Raw genomic sequence first — 18,272 nt, forward strand, 5'->3', positions numbered from 1 at the left:
TTAAACCCTTCGCGTCACTGTGACGAGCGAGCCATCATGGCCGCATGCCATGGACGGATCCCAGCGCACGGCTCGCCGAGGTGCGCGCGCACAGGCCGAAGAAGTTCGTGTTCTTCTGGAAGCACGACCGCGAGCGCGACGGCCGCGTCGGCAGCGGCTGTTTCAGTCAGTGGTTCCCGTCGCGGTTCGAGATCGAGGGTGTCACCTACCCCACGGCCGAGCACTGGATGATGGCCGGCAAGGCCCGGCTGTTCGGTGACGAGGCGGCGCTGGAGAGGATCCTGGCGGCCGGGCACCCGGCCCAGGCGCAGAAGCTGGGAAGGCAGGTGCGCGGGTTCGACCAGGCGCTCTGGGAGGAACACCGCTACGAGCTGGTCGCGGACGGCAATCTGGCCAAGTTCACCCAGCTGCCCGAGCTGGGTGAGGTCCTGCGCCGGACGGCTGGGCGGGTGCTGGTCGAGGCCAGCCCGATCGACCGGGTCTGGGGCGTGGGGCTGGCGGCCGATCACGAGGCGGTGCCCGACCCGGCCCGCTGGCGGGGTCTGAACCTGCTCGGGTTCGCGCTGATGGACGTGCGGGACCGGCTCTGAGGTATTCCGCCTGCACCGGACGTTCACCCGGGTGCGCCGAGGGCTGAACCGGTCCGATGCTGTCGGTGGTCGGGGTTAATCTCGCGATGTGACCCTGACGCTGATGGCCGTGCATGCCCACCCCGACGACGAGGCGACCGGCACCGGTGGTGTGTTCGCCAAGGCTGCGGCCGAGGGCATCCGCACCGTGCTCGTGACCTGCACCGACGGGCGCTGTGGCGATGGTCCCGGCGGGGTCAAGCCCGGGGCGGAGGGGCACGAGCCCGAGGCCGTGGTGCGGGTGCGGGCGGGTGAGCTCGAGCGCAGCGCCAAGGTTCTCGGCATCGACGTGGTCGAGCAGCTCGGCTACCACGACTCCGGCATGATGGGCTGGGACACGAACACGCTGCCGGGGGCGTTCTGGAACACCCCCGTCGACGAGGCCGCCGCCCGCCTGGCCGGGCTGATGCGGCAGCACCGTCCCGACGTGGTGGTCACCTACGACGCGAACGGTGTCTACGGTCATCCCGACCACATCCAGGCCCACCGCATCACCATGGCCGCGGTCGGGCTGCTGGCCGGTGAGGAGTGGCAGCCGTCCAAGGTCTACTGGTCGTCGATGCCCTACTCGCAGATGCAGAAGTGGGGAGACCTGATGGCCGAGTTCGGCACCGAGGAGGAGAAGGCCGAGGGCGCGAAGTACGAGGCCGAGATGCAGGCGATGCTCGAGCGCGGTGAGCGGCTGCCCATGGGTGTGCCCGACGCGGAGCTCACCACCTGGGTCGACGTGACGGCCTGGAGTCAGCAGAAGTTCGACGCGCTGTCCGCGCACGCGAGCCAGTCCGACAGCGCGATGATGCTGGCGCTCGGGGTCGAGCGGTTCGGCGTGATGATGGGCGTCGAGCCGTTCCAGCTGGTCGGGATGGCCGAGGGAGCGCCCCGCGAGGCCGACCTGTTCGAAGGGCTGCGCTGAGGGGCGCCTCGCGAGGCCGACCTCTCCGAAGGCCTGCGCTGAGCATCGGGCGCTGACCTCGAAGCAGTGGCCCCTCGAAGCAGTCGCCCCTCGAAGCAGTGGCCGGCGGTCCACCCCGACCGCCGGCGCCCGGGTCACCAGCCCCAGTCCTCCACCAGCCAGCCCGCTTCCGGGTCGCCAATGAGTTTCACGATCTGGGTGTTGAGCAGCGGGTGCGCTGCCGCGTAGTCCGCGTCGACGTCCCGGGCCCGCGCCGCCACCCAGGTGCGGATCACGGCGCCGTGACTGACCACCGCCGCGCACGCCGAGCCGGTGGCCGCGATGTCGGCGATCGCCCGGTCGTAGCGCCCGAACGCCTCGGCGCCGGTCGGGCCGCCGGGCATCCGCACGTCGTCCTGCCCGGCCGCCCAGCTCATGGCCACCTTGATGTAGAGCTCCACGGACTCGTCGTCGGTGTTCATCTCCAGGTCACCGGCGTCGAGTTCGCGCAGACCGTCGTGAATCGTCACGTCCAGGCCCCGCGCCCGGGCCAGAGGCGCGATCGTCTGCTGCGTACGCACCAGCGTGGACGCGTGCAGGGCGTCGATCGGCTCGTCCACGAGCCGCTGCACCAGCAGTTCGGCCTGCTCACGGCCCAGGTCGGTGAGGTCGGCCCCGGGGCGGGCGGTGTCGAGCGCGCCGCTGACGTTGGAGTGGGTCTGGCCGTGACGGATGAGCAGCAGGCGCATGGGTACCTCTTTCGAGCGGGGTTCACCATCCTCGCTCACGCCACCCTCCAGCCGGGACGCCGGGGCCGGGACGTGCATCACGGCCCCGGCACCTCACGTGTCGCTCATCGGCGCCCAGGCCTGACCGGCTCTTCCTCCCCGTTCTCAGGGGGTGGTGGACGGGGAGGGCAGGTCCACGTTCTCCAGGATCCGTACCTGCTCGCTCTCGACCACGGCATGCATGGCGGCGATCGCCTCCTGCTGCTCCTGGGTGAAGGTCGGGGCGAGCACAGCCATCGCCCGGTCCACGTGACCGGGATCGTCGATACGCCAGAGGTTCCAGGTCTCGTACAGCGGGCCGACCTTGGTGACGGTGGCGCGCTCCAGCATGATCCCCTGACTCTCGAACAGCTCGCGAACATGCCGCATCCCCTCGGTGTAGGCCGGCAGGTGAGCGAATCCGTAGCGCAGCTGGAGCTGGGCGAGCATCAAGTAGGTCATGCGGAGATCGTAGAAATCCCGGACTGGACGCGCTGCCCCTTCTCGTCCAAGAATCATGACCGATCGTCCAGCACCCAGAACCGAGGAATCGTGGACCCGCTCGACTCCGTCCTCAGGACGACCAACAGCGCAAACGCCGGGTACGAGCTGTTGTCCGGGACAGACGGCTGGTCGGTGCGAGGCCCCGCTCCGCGGGGTGCCACCCGGGTGGCGCTGGTGGACCGGGGTGAGGTCACGGTCACGGCGCAGGCACTGCCCGGCCTGACCCTGGTGGCCGGCCAGATTCTCTTCGCCGGCGCCGGGCCCGAATACCTGATCGAGGGTTCACCCGGCGCGGTGCTCCACAGCCTCTCGCTCGAGGTGGAGGCCCTTTCGGCGGAGCCGGTGCTGCGTGCCCTGCCGCAGGTGCTCAAGCTCGACGAGACCGCGAACCTGGCGTCCTCCCTGTCGGCAGTGATCAGGCTGATCGCGGCCGAGACCGATCGCCCGGAGCCGGGCGGTGCGGTGATCACCGCTCGCCTGGCGGATGTCGTCTACGTGAGCACCGTGCGCGCAGCGGCGTCGTGTTTCGCGGACGGCACCTGGCTGGCGCTGTTGCACGACGACCGGCTGGCCCGGGCCGTACGCGCGGCCCACGACGATCTCGCCCGCCCGTGGACCGTGGCTGAGCTCGCTCGTTGTGCGGGCATGTCACGCTCGGCCTTTGCCGCGGCGTTTCGATCGGTCTCGGGCCAAGGGCCTCTCGAGCACCTCACGTGGTGGCGGATTCACCGGGCCAAGCATCTCCTGCGCTCAACCGATCTCGACCTGACCGGGATCGGCGGCCGGGTCGGGTTCTCGTCGGGCACCGCTCTCAGCCGAGCTTTCCGTCGGCACACCGGAGTCTCCCCGATGCACTGGAGAAAGGACCCCGGCGCCTGACTCCTGACGTCACCCGGCTAAGCGCCCGCTCACCCAGGTTCTAGGATGACCGGGCCGAGCGCAGCGGCGCGATCGGTCCGCCCGGGCCCGACCGATCTGGAAAGCTGCTGATGAACCTCTACCTGCGCCTGCTGCTGCTCAACCTGCTCGTGCGCTTCCGCCGGCCGGTCACGCTCTGGGAGGGCACCCGTACCCCGTTCCGGGTGTTCCCCAACGACCTCGACGTGTTCCGCCACATGACCAACAGCCGCTACCTCGGCTTCTGCGACCTGTCCCGCCTCGACCTGCTCGTGCGTGCCGGCTACTGGGCGGAGGTCAAGCGCCGCGGCTGGTTCCCGGTCGTCGCCGCGCAGACCATCACCTACCGGCGCTCGCTGACCCTCGGGCAGAAGTTCGAGGTGCACACCCGCATGCTCGGTTTCGACGAGCGCAACTCCTACCTCGAGCAGACGTTCGTCTCGCGCGGCGAGACCATGGCGCGCGCCGTGATCCAGGTGCGCTTCCTCAGGCGCGGCGGTGGCTCGGTGACCCACGCCGAGCTCGAGGAGTCGGTGGGCGGCTACCCGGCCGACCTGGAACTGCCTGCCTGGGTTCGGGAATGGGCCAGCAGCGTGCGGGTGTCGTCGAAGATCAGCGCGGCCGGCGAATGAGGAACGCGTCCAGCTCGTCCTCGTGCTCCAGCGTGAACCCGTGCCGCTCGTACAGGCGCCGGGCCGGGCTCTGCTGCAGCACGTCGAGCCGCACGACCTGACCGTCGGCGTCGCACTCCTCGAGCAGGGCCCCGATCACCGCGGTGCCCAGGCCCTGCCCCTGGAACTGCGGGTATAGGTAGAACTGCTCGATCCACCGGCAGTCCTCGGCCTGGCGCAGGGCCACACACCCGGCGAACTCACCACCGACCTCGATGACGCGGACATTGGCCGCGTGCCAGCGGACGTACAGGTAGTGCCGCGCCGACGCCTCGTCCCACGGGCGCAGCCGCTCCAGGTGCGGGCGGATCACGAGCACCTTGAGATCGGCTATGCGCTCGAGGTCTTCGTCGGTGGCGGGGCGAAACGTCCAGTCGGCCATGCCTTCATCCTAGACCGGCAGCAAGCGCTCCAGGCCGGTGAGCAGGCTCTCCAGGCCGAGCCGGAAGGCCCGCTGCGACCGGTCACCCGGCTGGGCGCGCGTGGCCCGCAGCGCTCGCGAGAGCGCGGAGTCCTCGCTGCCGCGATCGGCCCAGACCTCCACCGGCGCACCCGCGTCCAGCGCCGAGCCGAGGACGAAGTTGTCGAGCACCGTCACGGCGTGCAGCAGTTCCTCGTCGCCGAACCCGGCCTCGTGCAGCACCTCGGCCAGGGTCTCGTAGGAGGCGAGCGTGGCCGGGTGGGAGACGGTCTGGGTCGTCAGCAGGGGAACGGCTGCCGGGTGGGCCGCGTAACCGGCCCGGTACGACAGGGCCCAGCGTTCGGTGAACTCCCGCCAGCTCTCGCCCGGAAGCCGGTGCGCGGGCATGCATTCCGCCGACAGCAGGCCGCGCACTCCCTCCAGGACCTCCTCACGGCCGCCCTTCACGTGGTGGTAGAGCGATGACGTGCTCACTCCGAGGGAACGTGCGAGTGCGGGCAGGCCGAGGGTGCCGGTGGTGTCGATCTGGTCCAGGGCCGCGCGCAGGATGGCGTCGCGCGACAGCAGGGCCTTGAGGGGACGGGCCATTCAGCGGGGCTGCTGCTGGGTGATGCAGTGGATGCCGCCGCCGAACGCGAAGATGTCGCGGGCGTCGACAAGCACCACCTCGCGGCCGGGGTAGGCGGCCTGCAGCACGGCTTTCGCCTGCTCGTCGCGGGGGTCGTCGAAGGCGCAGAGCACGACGACGCCGTTGGCGACGTAGTGGTTCACGTACGAGTGGTCGCTCTCGTGCCGTTCCGGGGCGAGGAGCTCGATCACCTCGAGGCGGCGGCCGGAGGCATCGGTCGCGTCCCTCAGGATGGCCGAGACCTCCTGGCTGACAGCGTGATCCGGGTGCCCGGGATCGGTCTGGGTGTGCACGACGACGGTGCCGGGCCGGGTGAACGCGGCCACGATGTCGACGTGCCCGCGGGTGCCGAACTCGCCGTAGTCGGCGGTGAGCCCGCGGGGCAGCCAGATCGCGGTACGGGTGCCGAGGCGGGCGTGGATCTCGGCCTCGACGTCCTCGCGGGTCCAGCCCGGGTTGCGGTCGGGGTCGAGCTGCACGGTGTCGGTGAGCAGGACGGTGCCCTCGCCGTCGACGTGGAAGGCGCCGCCCTCCTGGGTGATGGAGGACGACGTGACGGGTACGCCGGCCAGGCCGGCGACCGTCGTGGCCACCTTCGCGTCGTGGTCCCAGCGGGCCCAGCTCTGGGCGCCCCAGCCGTTGAAGATCCAGTCGACGGCGTGCAGTGCGTCCGGCGACCGGACGAACGTGGGGCCGGAGTCGCGGAGCCAGGCGTCGTCGAGGGGCATCTCCGCCAGCCCGACGTCCGGTGACAGGAGCGCCCGGGCGACCGGCGCGTCCTCACGTGTGACCGCCACCGTGACCGGCTCGAACCGCGCGATCGTGTTGGCCACCGTGCTCCACGCCGTGCGGGCGCGGGCCAGGTCGGGGCCGCCCTCCTCGCCGAACGTCTGGTTGGGCGGAGGGAAGGCCATCCAGGTGCGCGCGTGGGGTTCCCACTCGGCGGGCATGTGGAGCACGGGGACCTCCTGGGGAACCGGTCGCGAGTCGGCCCACCATAACCGAAAGGGTTTCGATTATGGTGACGGGATGCGGTTGACACCCACGGAACGCGACCGGCTGCTGATCTTCACGACGGCGGAGCTGGCGCGTGCCCGCCGGGCGCGGGGGCTGCGGCTCAACGTCCCCGAGGCGACCGCGCTGATCGCCGACACGGTGTGCGAGGCGGCCCGGGACGGATCGCGTCTGGCCGAGGCCATGCAGGCGGGGCGTTCGGTGCTCGGCGCGGCCGACGTCCTGGACGGGGTGGCCGCGATCGTGACCCGGGTCGAGGTCGAGGCGGTGTTCGACGACGGGACCCGGCTGGTCGTGGTGACCGACCCGTTCGGCGAGGTGCCGTCCTCCGCGAACGCGCCCGGCGCCGTCGTTCCCGGCCCGGCCGCTCCCGTCGCCTTCGACGACACCGTGACGCTCGAGGTGACCAACACCGCGCCCGTGCCGGTCAGCGTCACGTCGCACTTCCACTTCTTCGAGGTCAACCCCCGGCTGCGGTTCGACCGGAAACTCGCCTACGGGCGCCGTCTCGCGATCGACGCGGGCGGCACGGTGCGGTTCGATCCCGGCCAGACCCAGAAGGTGGCGCTGACCCCGATCGGTGGTGGCCGCGTCGTCATCGGTTTCGCGGGGCTGGTCGACGGCCCCCTCGACGCACCGGGGGCGCGGGACGAGGCGCTGCGCAAGGCGCACGCGTGCGGTTACGAGGACTCGGGAGACGACGTATGAGCCAGGGCTGCCGCCGCACCGCGAGCCTCGAGGGCACCGACTATGCGAGCACCTACGGCCCGCGGGCGGGTGACCGCATCCACCTGGGCGACACCGGTCTGGTGGTCGAGGTCGAGGACGACGCGCAGAGGCCGGGGGAGGAGTTCCTGGCCGGTTTCGCCAAGACCGCCCGTGACGGCATGCATCTCAGGGCCGCGACGGTGCGCGAGACCTGCGACGTCGTGATCAGTAACGTCGTGGTGATCGACGCGGTGCTCGGCATCCGCAAGGTCTCGATCGGGATCCGCGAGGGCCGGATCAGCGCGATCGGGCGGGCCGGCAATCCGGACACGCTCGAGGGGGTGGACGTGGTGGTCGGCACCGGCACCACGATCGTGCCCGGCGAGGGCCTGATCGCGACGGCGGGCGCGATCGACACCCACGTGCACCTGCTCAGCCCCCGCATCATGGAGGCGTCGCTGGCCAGCGGAGTCACCACGATCATCGGGCAGGAGTTCGGGCCGGTCTGGGGTGTCGGGGTGAACTCGCCCTGGGCGCTGCGGCACGCGTTCAACGCGTTCGACGCCTGGCCGGTGAACATCGGCTTCCTGGGCCGGGGCTCGGCCTCCGACCCGGGGTCGTCGGTGGAGGCCCTGGTCGAGGGCGGGGCCTGCGGGTTCAAGGTGCACGAGGACATGGGCGCCCACGCCCGCGCCCTCGACACCGCGCTGCGGGTGGCGGAGGACCACGATGTCCAGGTCGCGCTGCACACCGACGGCATCAACGAGTCCCTGTCCGTCGAAGACACGCTCGCCGTGCTCGAGGGGCGCACGATCCACGCGTTCCACATCGAGGGCTGCGGCGGGGGGCATGTGCCGAACGTGCTCAGCCTGGCCGGTGTCTCCAACGTGATCGGCTCGTCCACCAACCCCACGCTGCCCTTCGGCCGTGACGCGGTGGCCGAGCACTTCCACATGATCATGTCGGCCCACGGCCTGAAGGAAGACATCCCGGGGGACGCCGCGCTGGCCCGCGACCGGATCCGCGCGGGCACGATGGGCGCCGAGGACGTGCTGCACGACCTCGGCATCATCCCGATCACCTCGTCCGACGCGCAGGGCATGGGACGTGCGGGGGAGACGGTGCGCCGGACATTCGCTCTCGCGGGAAAGATGAAGCGTGAACTGGGTGCTTCCGGTGCGCACGACAACGACCGGGCGCTGCGCTACATCGCCAAGCTCACCGCCAATCCGGCCATTGCGCACGGGCTTTCCCACGAGGTCGGCACGCTCTCGCCCGGGCGGCTCGCCGACGTGGTGCTGTGGCGTCCGGAGTTCTTCGGGGCCAAGCCCGAACTCGTGCTCAAGGCCGGGTTCCCGGCCCACGGGGTCACCGGCGACCCGAACGCGGCGATCGACCGGGCCGAGCCCCTGGTCTACGGGCCGCAGTTCGGTGGGCACGGGGCGACGCCGGCCGACCTGTCGGTGGCGTTCACCTCGCAGGCCGCGGCTTCGGACGGCAACGACTCGATGACCACGCGCCGCCGCCGGGTGGGCGTGCGCGGTACCCGGGGGATCGGGCCGGCGCAGATGCTGCTCAACTCGCGGCTGGCGTCGGTGCGGGTCTCCGCCTCGGGGGCGGTGACGGTGGACGACGAGCCGGTCACGTCCGCGCCGGCCGAGTCGACGGCGCTGAACCGGCTCTACTTCCTCTGAGCGGTGGTCGCTTCCGCGCACCGGCAGGGGGCTCACGTCTGAGATGGTCGGACGCCGCATGACAGCGTGCAGACGCGTCGGTCACCTGATCCCGTGGGTGAACCGGGCGCGGTGGTCAGGCGAGCAGGACCGCCAGCGGCATGGCGATGAGCAGGCTGTCGATCCGGTCGAGCAGCCCGCCGAACCCGGGAAGCCAGTCACCCGCGTCCTTCACCGACTGCTGACGTTTGAGCATCGACTCCAGCAGGTCACCCGCGATGCCGCCGATCCACACGGCCAGCAGCCAGCCGATCGAGAACGAGTCGCAGGCCAGCAGGATCAGCGTGGCCGCGACGAAACCACCGGCCACCCCGCCCCAGGTCTTGTTCGGTGACAGCGGTGTGAGACCGGCCCGGCCCCAGGCGAACCGTTTGAGCGACGTGCCGCCGACGAACGCGCCCACGTCGGCACAGGCGGCCGCGAACAGGACGACGAACGCGTCGCGCCCCAGCAGCGGCAGGTTGGCCAGAGACCAGCACAGCCAGACGATGCCGAACGAGGTCATCGCGGCCCGCCGGAACCCGTCGACGTGATCGGCGCCGAGCAGCGGGATCGCCGCTCCGCCGAGAATGGCCCACGGCACCCAGCCCGCGATCGGGAAACCCCGGGACGAGAGCGTGGCCAGGGGCATGACCACCGCGCAACCCAGCAGCCAGACGGTGTCGGCGCGCGCCAGCTTCGCCACTCGCGCGTACTCCAGGCTCGCGCCGGCCGCGAGCAGGGTGGCCAGGATCGTGGTGGCGATCCGGCCCGTCCACAGCGGGATCCCGACGACCGGCAGGATCATCGCCCAGGTCTGCCAGCGGGTGCGGATCTCCCCGCCGAGTTTCAGCGCGACCGGGGCCGTGAGCAGCAGCAGCGACGACGCCAGCAGAGCCAGGTACAGACCGCGGCCCTGCAGATCGAGGCCGAGAACGGTGACGTGCCACGACGGGTCGCCGAACAGGTCGAGACGATCGGTGAGCCAGTTCATGCCGCGGCTCTCAGGGCTGCGTGCCCGGTGCGGAACCGCAGCACCGCCGTGATCAGACCTCCGACGCCGATCAGCGCACAGGCCGCGGCCCAGGGCTCCCACCAGGTGGCGGTCAGCGCGACGAGCACCGTGATCAGGCAGCGTTCGGTCTTGCCCAGCGGCCCACCGTTGAGCCGCGGGCCCCCGGCTCCGGCCAGGCTCAGCGACGCGAACGTGGGCAGTGTCGATCCGGCCAGACCGATCAGCCCCCACCAGCCCCCGGCGTAGTGGGCGAGCACGACGATCACCACGAGATCCCCGGCCCGGTCACCGATCTCGTTGAGCACGAAGCCCCACGGCCGGCTGACGCCCCGGGCCCGGGCCACCGCACCGTCGAGATTCGCCCCGGCCAGGCGCAGGGCCTGCGCCGCGAGGACCGGGAGCGCCCAGAGCGGGTTCGGGTGCTCGGCCGACAGCGCCAGGAAGCCCGCCGCCACGACCCCGCCGATCACTCCGACGGCGGTGAACACGTCGGGGCTGACGTTCCTGCCCACGGCCCAGCGGATGAACACGCCGAGCCGGGCGGTGTACCAGGCCTTGGCCGCGTACAGACCGGTGCCGCTCACCGGTGCTGCTTCCAGCTGCGCACGACCAGCTCGAGCCCGACCGCGAGACCGACGCCGCACAGCGCCAGCACCCCGCCGTAACTCACCTTCAGCCGGCGCTGCGCGAGCTCACCGGCCGCGGCCGCGGCCAGCCCGACCGGGATGATGCGGGAACTGCGGGCCAGCGCCGCCGACGTGATGAGCCGGCCCGGGCTCAGGCGCATCTCACCCGCGGTGCGGGCGTAGACCTTGACCGGGATGCCGTTGCCGCGCTGCTCCTTGAGGGCGTGCCCCACATCGGCCCTCAGCTGCTGGCGGGCCGTGTCGTGCATCTGCGGGGTGGTGAGCGGCCACGGCACGCGCACCCCCTGACGGGCCAGCGTGTAGTTGACCGCGACCCCGGCGACCGACCCGGCGGCGGCCGCGACCACCGCCGGCGCGGCCTTGCGCCCGTGCGCCAGCGCGACCGGGATGGTGCCGGTCTCGGCGACGATCGGCCAGAACAGCCCCTCGGCGAAGGCCCACCCGAAGGTCCAGGCCATGCCGCCGCGACCGCGCAGGTTCAGGCGCGCCCACTCCCACATCGGCGACGGGCTCACCGGGGCTGGGCCGGTGGCGAGCAGGTGCTCCACGTCGTTGCGCAGCTCCTGGCTGATGCGGGCGCTGTCGGCCTCGGGCGCGACCGTGACCGGGCTGCCGAAGCGCACGCCCAGCGGCGCGGTGCGGGTGCTGCTCAGGTCGGGCAGACGGTTCTTGCCGAAGAGCTCACGAGTGCCGTGGACGCCCGTGGGCACGACCGGTGCCCCGGTGGCCGCGGCGAGCCGCACGGCTCCGGCGCGGAACCGGCCCAGCGAGCCGTCTCGCGTGCGCGTGCCCTCGGGGAAGATGACGACCATGCCGCCCTGCGCCAGATGGGCGCCCGCCGCGTCGAGCAGGGCCTCGAACCCGCCGTCGCGCTTGATCGGCAGGATGCCCACCACGTCGCGGGCCAGCCGGCCCCGCCACCCGTTCCAGTAGTCGCCCCCGGCGACGACCAGCACCGACCCCCGCTTGCCGAGTACGGCGAGCAGAGCGGCGGTATCGGCGTGGCTGGAGTGGTTGGCGACAACCACGGCGGGCCCCTGGGGCACCTGCCCGCCCACTCCCACGCCGCCGCAGAGCAGACGCAGGATCTGGTCCCACGCGACGGCCCGCACCCAGGACGAGGCCCGGGGGATCGTCGGGCGGGCATCGTCGCCGGTGGGCGCGGAAGAAGAGGAGTCCTGGCCGGTCACGGGACGAAACTAGCGGTCCCCACCGACAGCGGACGGGTGAGTAACACCATTGCCGTCCAGAAGATCGCGTGGGATGGTCGCGCGATGGAGTCCCCTCGTCGCGACCTGTTGCGCTGGCAGTTCGATCTGGCCTGGTCCTTCTTCGAGTACCACCTGGAACGCCTGGAGCCCGAGGACTTCCTCTGGGAGCCCGGTCCGCTGTGCTGGACCCTGCACGCGCAGGCCGACGGCAGCTGGCTCCCGGACTGGGCCGACAGCGAACCCGATCCCATCCCCACCCCGACGATCGCGTGGACGAGCTGGCACCTGGGCTGGTGGCTCGGGGCCGCGCTCGACCAGGCCGCCGGTCGCACGCCCCGTGACCCCTCCGAGGTGGCGTTCCCGGGAATGGGGGACGACGCGGTCACCTGGCTGCGCACGCTCGGCTCCCAGTGGCGGGACGTGCTCGACCAGCTGAGTGACGAGGTCCTGGACAGCCCGTCATCGTTCCCCTGGCCCCCGGACGCCGAGCGTTCCGTGGCGGACATGGCGGCGTGGGTGAACGCGGAGCTGATGAAGAACGCCGCGGAGATCGGCACGGTCCGTCTGCTGAAGGCCTCGAGCAAGCCGGCCTGAGCCGGGGGCCTGAGCCGGGGGCCTGGACCGGGGGCCTGGACCGGGGCCTGAGCTGCGGGCCCGACGGAGGGCTGCGCCCCGGGCCCGAACGCTCCGTGACGGGCGTCGCGCTGGGTTGGTCAGCGCGACGCCGGAGGCCTGGTAATGTTCTCCAAGGGTTTTTCGCCGGTCACAGCCGTGAACAGCGAGCGCCGCAGGAGCACCGGACACCAAGTGGCCGGTCCTGGGGCCGTAAACCTTCTTCTTTTGATCAGAGGCATCGGTGAATGTCGCACGCCTCTCGGGGTGGGCTCTCTTCATGGTGCCTTCCGCATTGAGGGAAGAGCTCTATCTTCGGCTGAATTCGCTGGAAACGCGGATTTGACCGGGGTGCTGGAAACGCTCTAATGTTTAACACGTCGCCAGGACGGAACGCCGAAAGGCAGGAAGTTCTGAGCGTCCGCTCCTTGAGAACTCAACAGTGCATCTGAACAACCGATGCCAAATGATTGTCCCGATTGGGATGGTCTCTGGCTAATGGTCTTCGGTTCCGCAGGTCATCGACCCCCGTCGGTGGTCTGGGTAACGGGATCGGAGTTGTTGGTCAGGATTCTTGCAACACTTCGCTAAAAATCTTCCTAGAAGATTATTTACGGAGAGTTTGATCCTGGCTCAGGACGAACGCTGGCGGCGTGCTTAACACATGCAAGTCGAACGGTGAACCTCTTCGGAGGGGATCAGTGGCGAACGGGTGAGTAACACGTGAGTAATCTGCCTCTGACTCTGGGATAACCACGGGAAACGGTGGCTAATACCGGATATGACACATGGCTGCATGGTCTGTGTGTGGAAAGTTTTTCGGTCAGGGATGAGCTCGCGGCCTATCAGCTTGTTGGTGGGGTAATGGCCTACCAAGGCGACGACGGGTAGCCGGCCTGAGAGGGCGACCGGCCACACTGGGACTGAGACACGGCCCAGACTCCTACGGGAGGCAGCAGTGGGGAATATTGCGCAATGGGCGAAAGCCTGACGCAGCGACGCCGCGTGAGGGATGAAGGCCTTCGGGTCGTAAACCTCTTTCAGCAGGGAAGAAGCGCAAGTGACGGTACCTGCAGAAGAAGCACCGGCTAACTACGTGCCAGCAGCCGCGGTAATACGTAGGGTGCAAGCGTTGTCCGGAATTATTGGGCGTAAAGAGCTCGTAGGCGGTCTGTCGCGTCTGCTGTGAAAACCTAGGGCTTAACTCTGGGCGTGCAGTGGGTACGGGCAGGCTAGAGTGTGGTAGGGGAGACTGGAATTCCTGGTGTAGCGGTGAAATGCGCAGATATCAGGAGGAACACCGGTGGCGAAGGCGGGTCTCTGGGCCACTACTGACGCTGAGGAGCGAAAGCATGGGGAGCGAACAGGATTAGATACCCTGGTAGTCCATGCCGTAAACGTTGGGCGCTAGGTGTGGGGCACATTCCACGTGTTCTGCGCCGCAGCTAACGCATTAAGCGCCCCGCCTGGGGAGTACGGCCGCAAGGCTAAAACTCAAAGGAATTGACGGGGGCCCGCACAAGCGGCGGAGCATGCGGATTAATTCGATGCAACGCGAAGAACCTTACCAAGGCTTGACATGGGGTGAAAACTCGTAGAGATACGGGGTCCGCAAGGGCGCCTCACAGGTGGTGCATGGTTGTCGTCAGCTCGTGTCGTGAGATGTTGGGTTAAGTCCCGCAACGAGCGCAACCCTCGTTCCATGTTGCCAGCACGTTATGGTGGGGACTCATGGGAGACTGCCGGGGTCAACTCGGAGGAAGGTGGGGATGACGTCAAATCATCATGCCCCTTATGTCTTGGGCTTCACGCATGCTACAATGGCCAGTACAAAGGGCTGCGAGACCGTGAGGTGGAGCGAATCCCAAAAAGCTGGTCTCAGTTCGGATCGGGGTCTGCAACTCGACCCCGTGAAGTCGGAGTCGCTAGTAATCGCAGATCAGCAACGCTGCGGTGAATACGTTCCCGGGCCTTGTACACACCGCCCGTCACGTCATGAAAGTCGGTAACACCCGAAGCCGATGGCCTAACCCGTAAGGGAGGGAGTCGTCGAAGGTGGGACTGGCGATTAGGACGAAGTCGTAACAAGGTAGCCGTACCGGAAGGTGCGGCTGGATCACCTCCTTTCTAAGGAGCACTCGAAAACCTCACCGGCTCAGGCTGGTTGACGGTTCAGAGGTATGCCATTGCCTGCACGATGACGGTCATCCATTCCGGTGACCGCTGGTTGCGGGGTGGCTGCTCAAGGGTGGAACATCGGTTGGCTCTCAATCCCGGGGTGGGGTTGGGGATGCACTGTTGGGTCCTGAGGGAGCGGACCACGAGGCTGGGAACAGTCTGGTGGGCCGTGTATCTCAGGCTGGTGGGATCGTGAGGTCCTGCTGCCGAAGGCATGACAGTCCTTCATCAAAGTGCCTCGACGTGGGTCGGAAGTGATTCCGCCGGCGACGGGGCAACTGGTGAGCTTGAGGGTTGTGTGTGTTCGTTGCTTGTGAACTGCATAGTGGACGTGAGCATCTTTAATTCTGTGCTTAATTTTTCCGAGTGCATCCTGCCCCTTTTGTGGGTGGGGTGTGTTGGTAAGTTTTTAAGGGCACACGGTGGATGTCTTGGCACCAGGAGCCGATGAAGGACGTAGGAGCCTGCGATAAGCCTCGAGGAGCTGGCAACCGAGCTGTGATTCGAGGATTTCCGAATGGGGTAACCCGGCTGGAGGCAAGTCCAGTCACCTGCACCTGAATATATAGGGTGTTGGGAGGGCACGACGGGAAGTGAAACATCTCAGTACCGTCAGGAAGAGAAAACAACAGTGATTCCGTGAGTAGTGGCGAGCGAAAGCGGATGAGGCCAAACCGGGCGTGTGTGATAGCTGACAGGCGTTGCATGTCCGGGGTTGTGGGATCCCGCTTATTACCGCTGTCGAGGTAGTGGAGAGTCAAAAAACCTGCATGTAGTCGAACGCCATTGAATGGGCGACCGTAGAGGGTGTTAGTCCCGTAGACGAAATGTGCTGGTCTTTCTTGTGGGCGTCCCAAGTAGCACGGGGCTCGTGGAATCTCGTGTGAATCTGGCAGGACCACCTGCTAAGCCTAAATACTCCCTGGTGACCGATAGCGGACTAGTACCGTGAGGGAAAGATGAAAAGTACCCCGGGAGGGGAGTGAAATAGTACCTGAAACCGTGTGCCTACAATCCGTCGGAGCCTTGCGGGGTGACGGCGTGCCTTTTGAAGAATGAGCCTGCGAGTTAGTGGTGTGTGGCGAGGTTAACCCGTGTGGGGTAGCCGTAGCGAAAGCGAGTCCGAACAGGGCGATTCAGTCGCATGCTCTAGACCCGAAGCGGAGTGATCTACCCATGGCCAGGTTGAAGCGCGGGTAAGACCGCGTGGAGGACCGAACCCACCAGGGTTGAAAACCTGGGGGATGAGCTGTGGGTAGGGGTGAAAGGCCAATCAAACTCCGTGATAGCTGGTTCTCCCCGAAATGCATTTAGGTGCAGCGTTGCGTGTTTCTTGCCGGAGGTAGAGCTACTGGATGGCTAATGGGCCCTACAAGGTTACTGACGTCAGCCAAACTCCGAATGCCGGTAAGTGAGAGCGTGGCAGTGAGACTGCGGGGGATAAGCTTCGTAGTCGAGAGGGAAACAGCCCAGATCACCAGCTAAGGCCCCTAAGCGTGTGCTAAGTGGGAAAGGATGTGGAGTTGCTGTGACAACCAGGAGGTTGGCTTAGAAGCAGCCACCCTTTAAAGAGTGCGTAATAGCTCACTGGTCAAGTGATTCCGCGCCGACAATGTAGCGGGGCTCAAGTACACCGCCGAAGCTGTGGCATTCCAGCAATGACCTAGATTCTCCTTGATGAGTTTTTCAGGTGTTGGGATGGGTAGGGGAGCGTCGTGTGGCGAGTGAAGCGTCGGGGTGACCCAGGCGTGGACGCCACACGAGTGAGAATGCAGGCATGAGTAGCGAAAGACGGGTGAGAAACCCGTCCGCCGAATGACCAAGGGTTCCAGGGCCAGGCTAATCCGCCCTGGGTAAGTCGGGACCTAAGGCGAGGCCGACAGGCGTAGTCGATGGACAACGGGTTGATATTCCCGTACCGGCGTAGAACCGCCCATAGCGAACCCGAGGATACTAACATCGTGAAGCCAATGGGACCTTCGGGTGCCGGCGGTGGAGCCTTGGACCTGAATCGGTAGTAGTTAAGCGATGGTGTGACACAGGAAGGTAGCCTCCGCGTGGCGATGGTTGTCCACGTTTAAGCATGTAGGGCGAGCTGTAGGCAAATCCGCAGTTCTTTCTTTGATGATGAGCCTGAGATGTGATGATGACCGCATTGGCGGGAAGTGGGTGATCCTATGCTGTCGAGAAAAGCATCTAGCGAGGTTCGAGCCGCCCGTACCCTAAACCGACTCAGGTGGTCAGGTAGAGAATACTAAGGCGATCGAGTGAATCGTGGTTAAGGAACTCGGCAAAATGCCCCCGTAACTTCGGGAGAAGGGGGGCCTGAGGCGTGACCTGGACTTGCTCCGGTGAGCGTTTGAGGGCCGCAGAGACCAGGGAGAAGCGACTGTTTACTAAAAACACAGGTCCGTGCGAAGTCGCAAGACGATGTATACGGACTGACGCCTGCCCGGTGCTGGAACGTTAAGGGGACCGGTTAGCTCGTAAGGGCGAAGCTGAGAACTTAAGCGCCAGTAAACGGCGGTGGTAACTATAACCATCCTAAGGTAGCGAAATTCCTTGTCGGGTAAGTTCCGACCTGCACGAATGGCGTAACGACTTCTCCGCTGTCTCAACCGCGAACTCGGCGAAATTGCACTACGAGTAAAGATGCTCGTTACGCGCAGCAGGACGGAAAGACCCCGGGACCTTTACTATAGCTTGGTATTGGTGTTCGGTACGGCTTGTGTAGGATAGGTGGGAGACTGTGAAGCTGGCACGCTAGTGTTGGTGGAGTCGACGTTGAAATACCACTCTGGTCGTTCTGGATGTCTAACTTTGGTCCGTGATCCGGATCAGGGACAGTGCCTGGTGGGTAGTTTAACTGGGGCGGTTGCCTCCTAAAGAGTAACGGAGGCGCCCAAAGGTTCCCTCAGCCTGGTTGGCAATCAGGTGTCGAGTGTAAGTGCACAAGGGAGCTTGACTGTGAGACCGACAGGTCGAGCAGGGACGAAAGTCGGGACTAGTGATCCGGCAGTGGCTTGTGGAAGCGCTGTCGCTCAACGGATAAAAGGTACCCCGGGGATAACAGGCTGATCTTGCCCAAGAGTCCATATCGACGGCATGGTTTGGCACCTCGATGTCGGCTCGTCGCATCCTGGGGCTGGAGTAGGTCCCAAGGGTTGGGCTGTTCGCCCATTAAAGCGGTACGCGAGCTGGGTTTAGAACGTCGTGAGACAGTTCGGTCCCTATCCGCTGCGCGCGTTGGAAACTTGAGAAGGGCTGTCCCTAGTACGAGAGGACCGGGACGGACGAACCTCTGGTGTGCCAGTTGTCCTGCCAAGGGCACCGCTGGTTAGCTACGTTCGGAAGGGATAACCGCTGAAGGCATCTAAGCGGGAAGCTCGCTTCAAGATGAGGTTTCCATGCACCCTCGAGGTGTGAGAGGCTCCCAGCTAGACTACTGGGTTGATAGGCCGGATGTGGAAGCAAGGACTGAAGACTTGTGAAGCTGACCGGTACTAATATGCCGATGACTTACTCACTCACTCGTTGAGTTGAGCGCGTAAAGATTGTTCACGTCCACTATGCGGTTCACGGGAAACGACCACGCCCACCCACGAGGGTGGCTGGTTGTGCCGGTAGAGTTACGGCGATCATAGCGGCAGGGAAACGCCCGGTCTCATTCCGAACCCGGAAGCTAAGCCTGCCTGCGCCGATGGTACTGCACTGGTTACGGTGTGGGAGAGTAGGACATCGCCGGACAATCATTGAAAGACAGAAG

The 18,272-nt window shown here is 66.8% G+C and carries 15 protein-coding genes and 3 rRNA genes; 10 read left to right on the plus strand and 8 right to left on the minus strand.

The window, feature by feature from the left end:
• The first annotated feature begins 44 nt into the window (after positions 1-44).
• Positions 45-590 (plus strand): riboflavin biosynthesis intermediates N-glycosidase, encoded by a 546-nt coding sequence (ybiA, locus tag J2S57_RS24950; RefSeq protein WP_307247223.1) that lies wholly within the window; start codon positions 45-47, stop codon positions 588-590.
• Positions 591-693: 103 nt separating this feature from the next.
• Positions 694-1,542, plus strand: coding sequence for a PIG-L family deacetylase (locus J2S57_RS24955; RefSeq protein WP_370882704.1), 849 nt, complete (start codon positions 694-696; stop codon positions 1,540-1,542).
• Between the two features lie 134 nt (positions 1,543-1,676).
• On the opposite strand, the gene J2S57_RS24960 is transcribed toward J2S57_RS24955, so the two are convergent.
• Positions 1,677-2,309: a histidine phosphatase family protein gene (locus J2S57_RS24960; protein ID WP_307247228.1), complete on the minus strand. Its 633-nt coding sequence runs from the start codon at positions 2,307-2,309 to the stop codon at positions 1,677-1,679.
• Between the two features lie 105 nt (positions 2,310-2,414).
• Positions 2,415-2,750, minus strand: a complete 336-nt coding sequence (locus J2S57_RS24965; RefSeq protein ID WP_307251170.1) for a hypothetical protein — start codon at positions 2,748-2,750, stop codon at positions 2,415-2,417.
• Here J2S57_RS24965 and J2S57_RS24970 point away from each other — a divergent pair.
• Together J2S57_RS24970 and J2S57_RS24975 are read left to right on the plus strand one after the other, a co-directional pair.
• On the plus strand, positions 2,670-3,671 hold the full coding sequence (locus J2S57_RS24970) for an AraC family transcriptional regulator (RefSeq protein WP_307251111.1): 1,002 nt from the start codon (positions 2,670-2,672) through the stop codon (positions 3,669-3,671). The two genes, J2S57_RS24965 and J2S57_RS24970, sit on opposite strands and share 81 nt — an antisense overlap.
• A gap of 110 nt (positions 3,672-3,781) precedes the next feature.
• Complete coding sequence (locus tag J2S57_RS24975) at positions 3,782-4,321, plus strand: acyl-CoA thioesterase (protein WP_307247230.1); 540 nt, start codon at positions 3,782-3,784, stop codon at positions 4,319-4,321.
• On the opposite strand, the gene J2S57_RS24980 is transcribed toward J2S57_RS24975, so the two are convergent.
• The 3 genes from J2S57_RS24980 to J2S57_RS24990 are packed head-to-tail and all read right to left on the minus strand — an operon-like array spanning position 4,302 to position 6,359.
• Positions 4,302-4,742 carry a GNAT family N-acetyltransferase gene (locus tag J2S57_RS24980; protein ID WP_307247232.1) on the minus strand — a complete coding sequence of 147 codons (441 nt, stop codon included), beginning with the start codon at positions 4,740-4,742 and terminating at the stop codon, positions 4,302-4,304. The genes J2S57_RS24975 and J2S57_RS24980 overlap by 20 nt on opposite strands.
• 9 nt (positions 4,743-4,751) lie before the next feature.
• Entirely contained in the window at positions 4,752-5,369 is a 618-nt protein-coding gene (locus J2S57_RS24985; RefSeq protein ID WP_307247234.1) for a TetR/AcrR family transcriptional regulator, read from the minus strand.
• Positions 5,370-6,359 (minus strand): agmatine deiminase family protein, encoded by a 990-nt coding sequence (locus J2S57_RS24990; protein ID WP_307251113.1) that lies wholly within the window; start codon positions 6,357-6,359, stop codon positions 5,370-5,372.
• A gap of 79 nt (positions 6,360-6,438) precedes the next feature.
• On the opposite strand from J2S57_RS24990, the gene ureA reads away from it, so the two are divergent.
• Both ureA and J2S57_RS25000 read left to right on the plus strand, forming a co-directional pair.
• The gene (ureA, locus tag J2S57_RS24995; RefSeq protein WP_307247236.1) at positions 6,439-7,131 is read left to right on the plus strand and encodes an urease subunit gamma; all 693 of its coding nucleotides are present in this window, start codon (positions 6,439-6,441) and stop codon (positions 7,129-7,131) included.
• A complete protein-coding gene (locus tag J2S57_RS25000) occupies positions 7,128-8,825 on the plus strand; it encodes an urease subunit alpha (RefSeq protein ID WP_307247238.1) in 1,698 nt (565 codons plus the stop codon). The genes ureA and J2S57_RS25000 overlap by 4 nt, the downstream gene beginning before the upstream one ends.
• Positions 8,826-8,940: 115 nt before the next feature.
• Here the strand turns inward: J2S57_RS25000 and J2S57_RS25005 are convergent, their stop codons facing one another.
• The 3 genes from J2S57_RS25005 to J2S57_RS25015 are packed head-to-tail and all read right to left on the minus strand — an operon-like array spanning position 8,941 to position 11,695.
• On the minus strand, positions 8,941-9,837 hold the full coding sequence (locus J2S57_RS25005) for a phosphatidate cytidylyltransferase (RefSeq protein WP_307247241.1): 897 nt from the start codon (positions 9,835-9,837) through the stop codon (positions 8,941-8,943).
• Entirely contained in the window at positions 9,834-10,442 is a 609-nt protein-coding gene (locus J2S57_RS25010; RefSeq protein WP_307247243.1) for a CDP-alcohol phosphatidyltransferase family protein, read from the minus strand. Before J2S57_RS25010 ends, J2S57_RS25005 begins: the two co-directional genes overlap by 4 nt.
• Complete coding sequence (locus J2S57_RS25015; protein WP_307247245.1) at positions 10,439-11,695, minus strand: lysophospholipid acyltransferase family protein; 1,257 nt, start codon at positions 11,693-11,695, stop codon at positions 10,439-10,441. Before J2S57_RS25015 ends, J2S57_RS25010 begins: the two co-directional genes overlap by 4 nt.
• An 84-nt stretch (positions 11,696-11,779) precedes the next feature.
• On the opposite strand from J2S57_RS25015, the gene J2S57_RS25020 reads away from it, so the two are divergent.
• From J2S57_RS25020 to rrf, 4 genes are all read left to right on the plus strand, one after another.
• The gene (locus J2S57_RS25020) at positions 11,780-12,310 is read left to right on the plus strand and encodes a DinB family protein (RefSeq protein ID WP_307247247.1); all 531 of its coding nucleotides are present in this window, start codon (positions 11,780-11,782) and stop codon (positions 12,308-12,310) included.
• Between the two features lie 628 nt (positions 12,311-12,938).
• Positions 12,939-14,455: ribosomal RNA gene (locus tag J2S57_RS25025) — 16S ribosomal RNA — on the plus strand.
• Positions 14,456-14,905: 450 nt separating this feature from the next.
• Positions 14,906-18,033 (plus strand): 23S ribosomal RNA (locus J2S57_RS25030).
• Positions 18,034-18,136: 103 nt separating this feature from the next.
• A 5S ribosomal RNA gene (rrf, locus tag J2S57_RS25035) occupies positions 18,137-18,253 on the plus strand.
• The 16S, 23S and 5S rRNA genes sit together here, the layout of an rRNA operon.
• The last annotated feature ends 19 nt before the right edge of the window (positions 18,254-18,272 follow it).

The sequence above is a fragment of the Kineosporia succinea genome, from assembly GCF_030811555.1.
Taxonomy (GTDB): Bacteria; Actinomycetota; Actinomycetes; order Actinomycetales; family Kineosporiaceae; genus Kineosporia; species Kineosporia succinea.

What these genes read in the sequence shown, in the direction of transcription:
- J2S57_RS24990 (WP_307251113.1), bottom strand. Translation starts at nt 6,359, where the DNA reads ATGCCCGCCGAGTGGGAACCCCACGCGCGCACCTGGATGGCCTTCCCT.
- J2S57_RS24980 (WP_307247232.1), bottom strand. Translation starts at nt 4,742, where the DNA reads ATGGCCGACTGGACGTTTCGCCCCGCCACCGACGAAGACCTCGAGCGC.
- J2S57_RS25020 (WP_307247247.1), top strand. Translation starts at nt 11,780, where the DNA reads ATGGAGTCCCCTCGTCGCGACCTGTTGCGCTGGCAGTTCGATCTGGCC.
- ybiA (WP_307247223.1), top strand. Translation starts at nt 45, where the DNA reads ATGCCATGGACGGATCCCAGCGCACGGCTCGCCGAGGTGCGCGCGCAC.
- J2S57_RS24970 (WP_307251111.1), top strand. Translation starts at nt 2,670, where the DNA reads ATGCCGCATCCCCTCGGTGTAGGCCGGCAGGTGAGCGAATCCGTAGCG.
- J2S57_RS25000 (WP_307247238.1), top strand. Translation starts at nt 7,128, where the DNA reads ATGAGCCAGGGCTGCCGCCGCACCGCGAGCCTCGAGGGCACCGACTAT.
- J2S57_RS24965 (WP_307251170.1), bottom strand. Translation starts at nt 2,750, where the DNA reads ATGACCTACTTGATGCTCGCCCAGCTCCAGCTGCGCTACGGATTCGCT.
- J2S57_RS25005 (WP_307247241.1), bottom strand. Translation starts at nt 9,837, where the DNA reads ATGAACTGGCTCACCGATCGTCTCGACCTGTTCGGCGACCCGTCGTGG.
- J2S57_RS24975 (WP_307247230.1), top strand. Translation starts at nt 3,782, where the DNA reads ATGAACCTCTACCTGCGCCTGCTGCTGCTCAACCTGCTCGTGCGCTTC.
- ureA (WP_307247236.1), top strand. Translation starts at nt 6,439, where the DNA reads ATGCGGTTGACACCCACGGAACGCGACCGGCTGCTGATCTTCACGACG.
- J2S57_RS24985 (WP_307247234.1), bottom strand. Translation starts at nt 5,369, where the DNA reads ATGGCCCGTCCCCTCAAGGCCCTGCTGTCGCGCGACGCCATCCTGCGC.
- J2S57_RS24955 (WP_370882704.1), top strand. Translation starts at nt 694, where the DNA reads ATGGCCGTGCATGCCCACCCCGACGACGAGGCGACCGGCACCGGTGGT.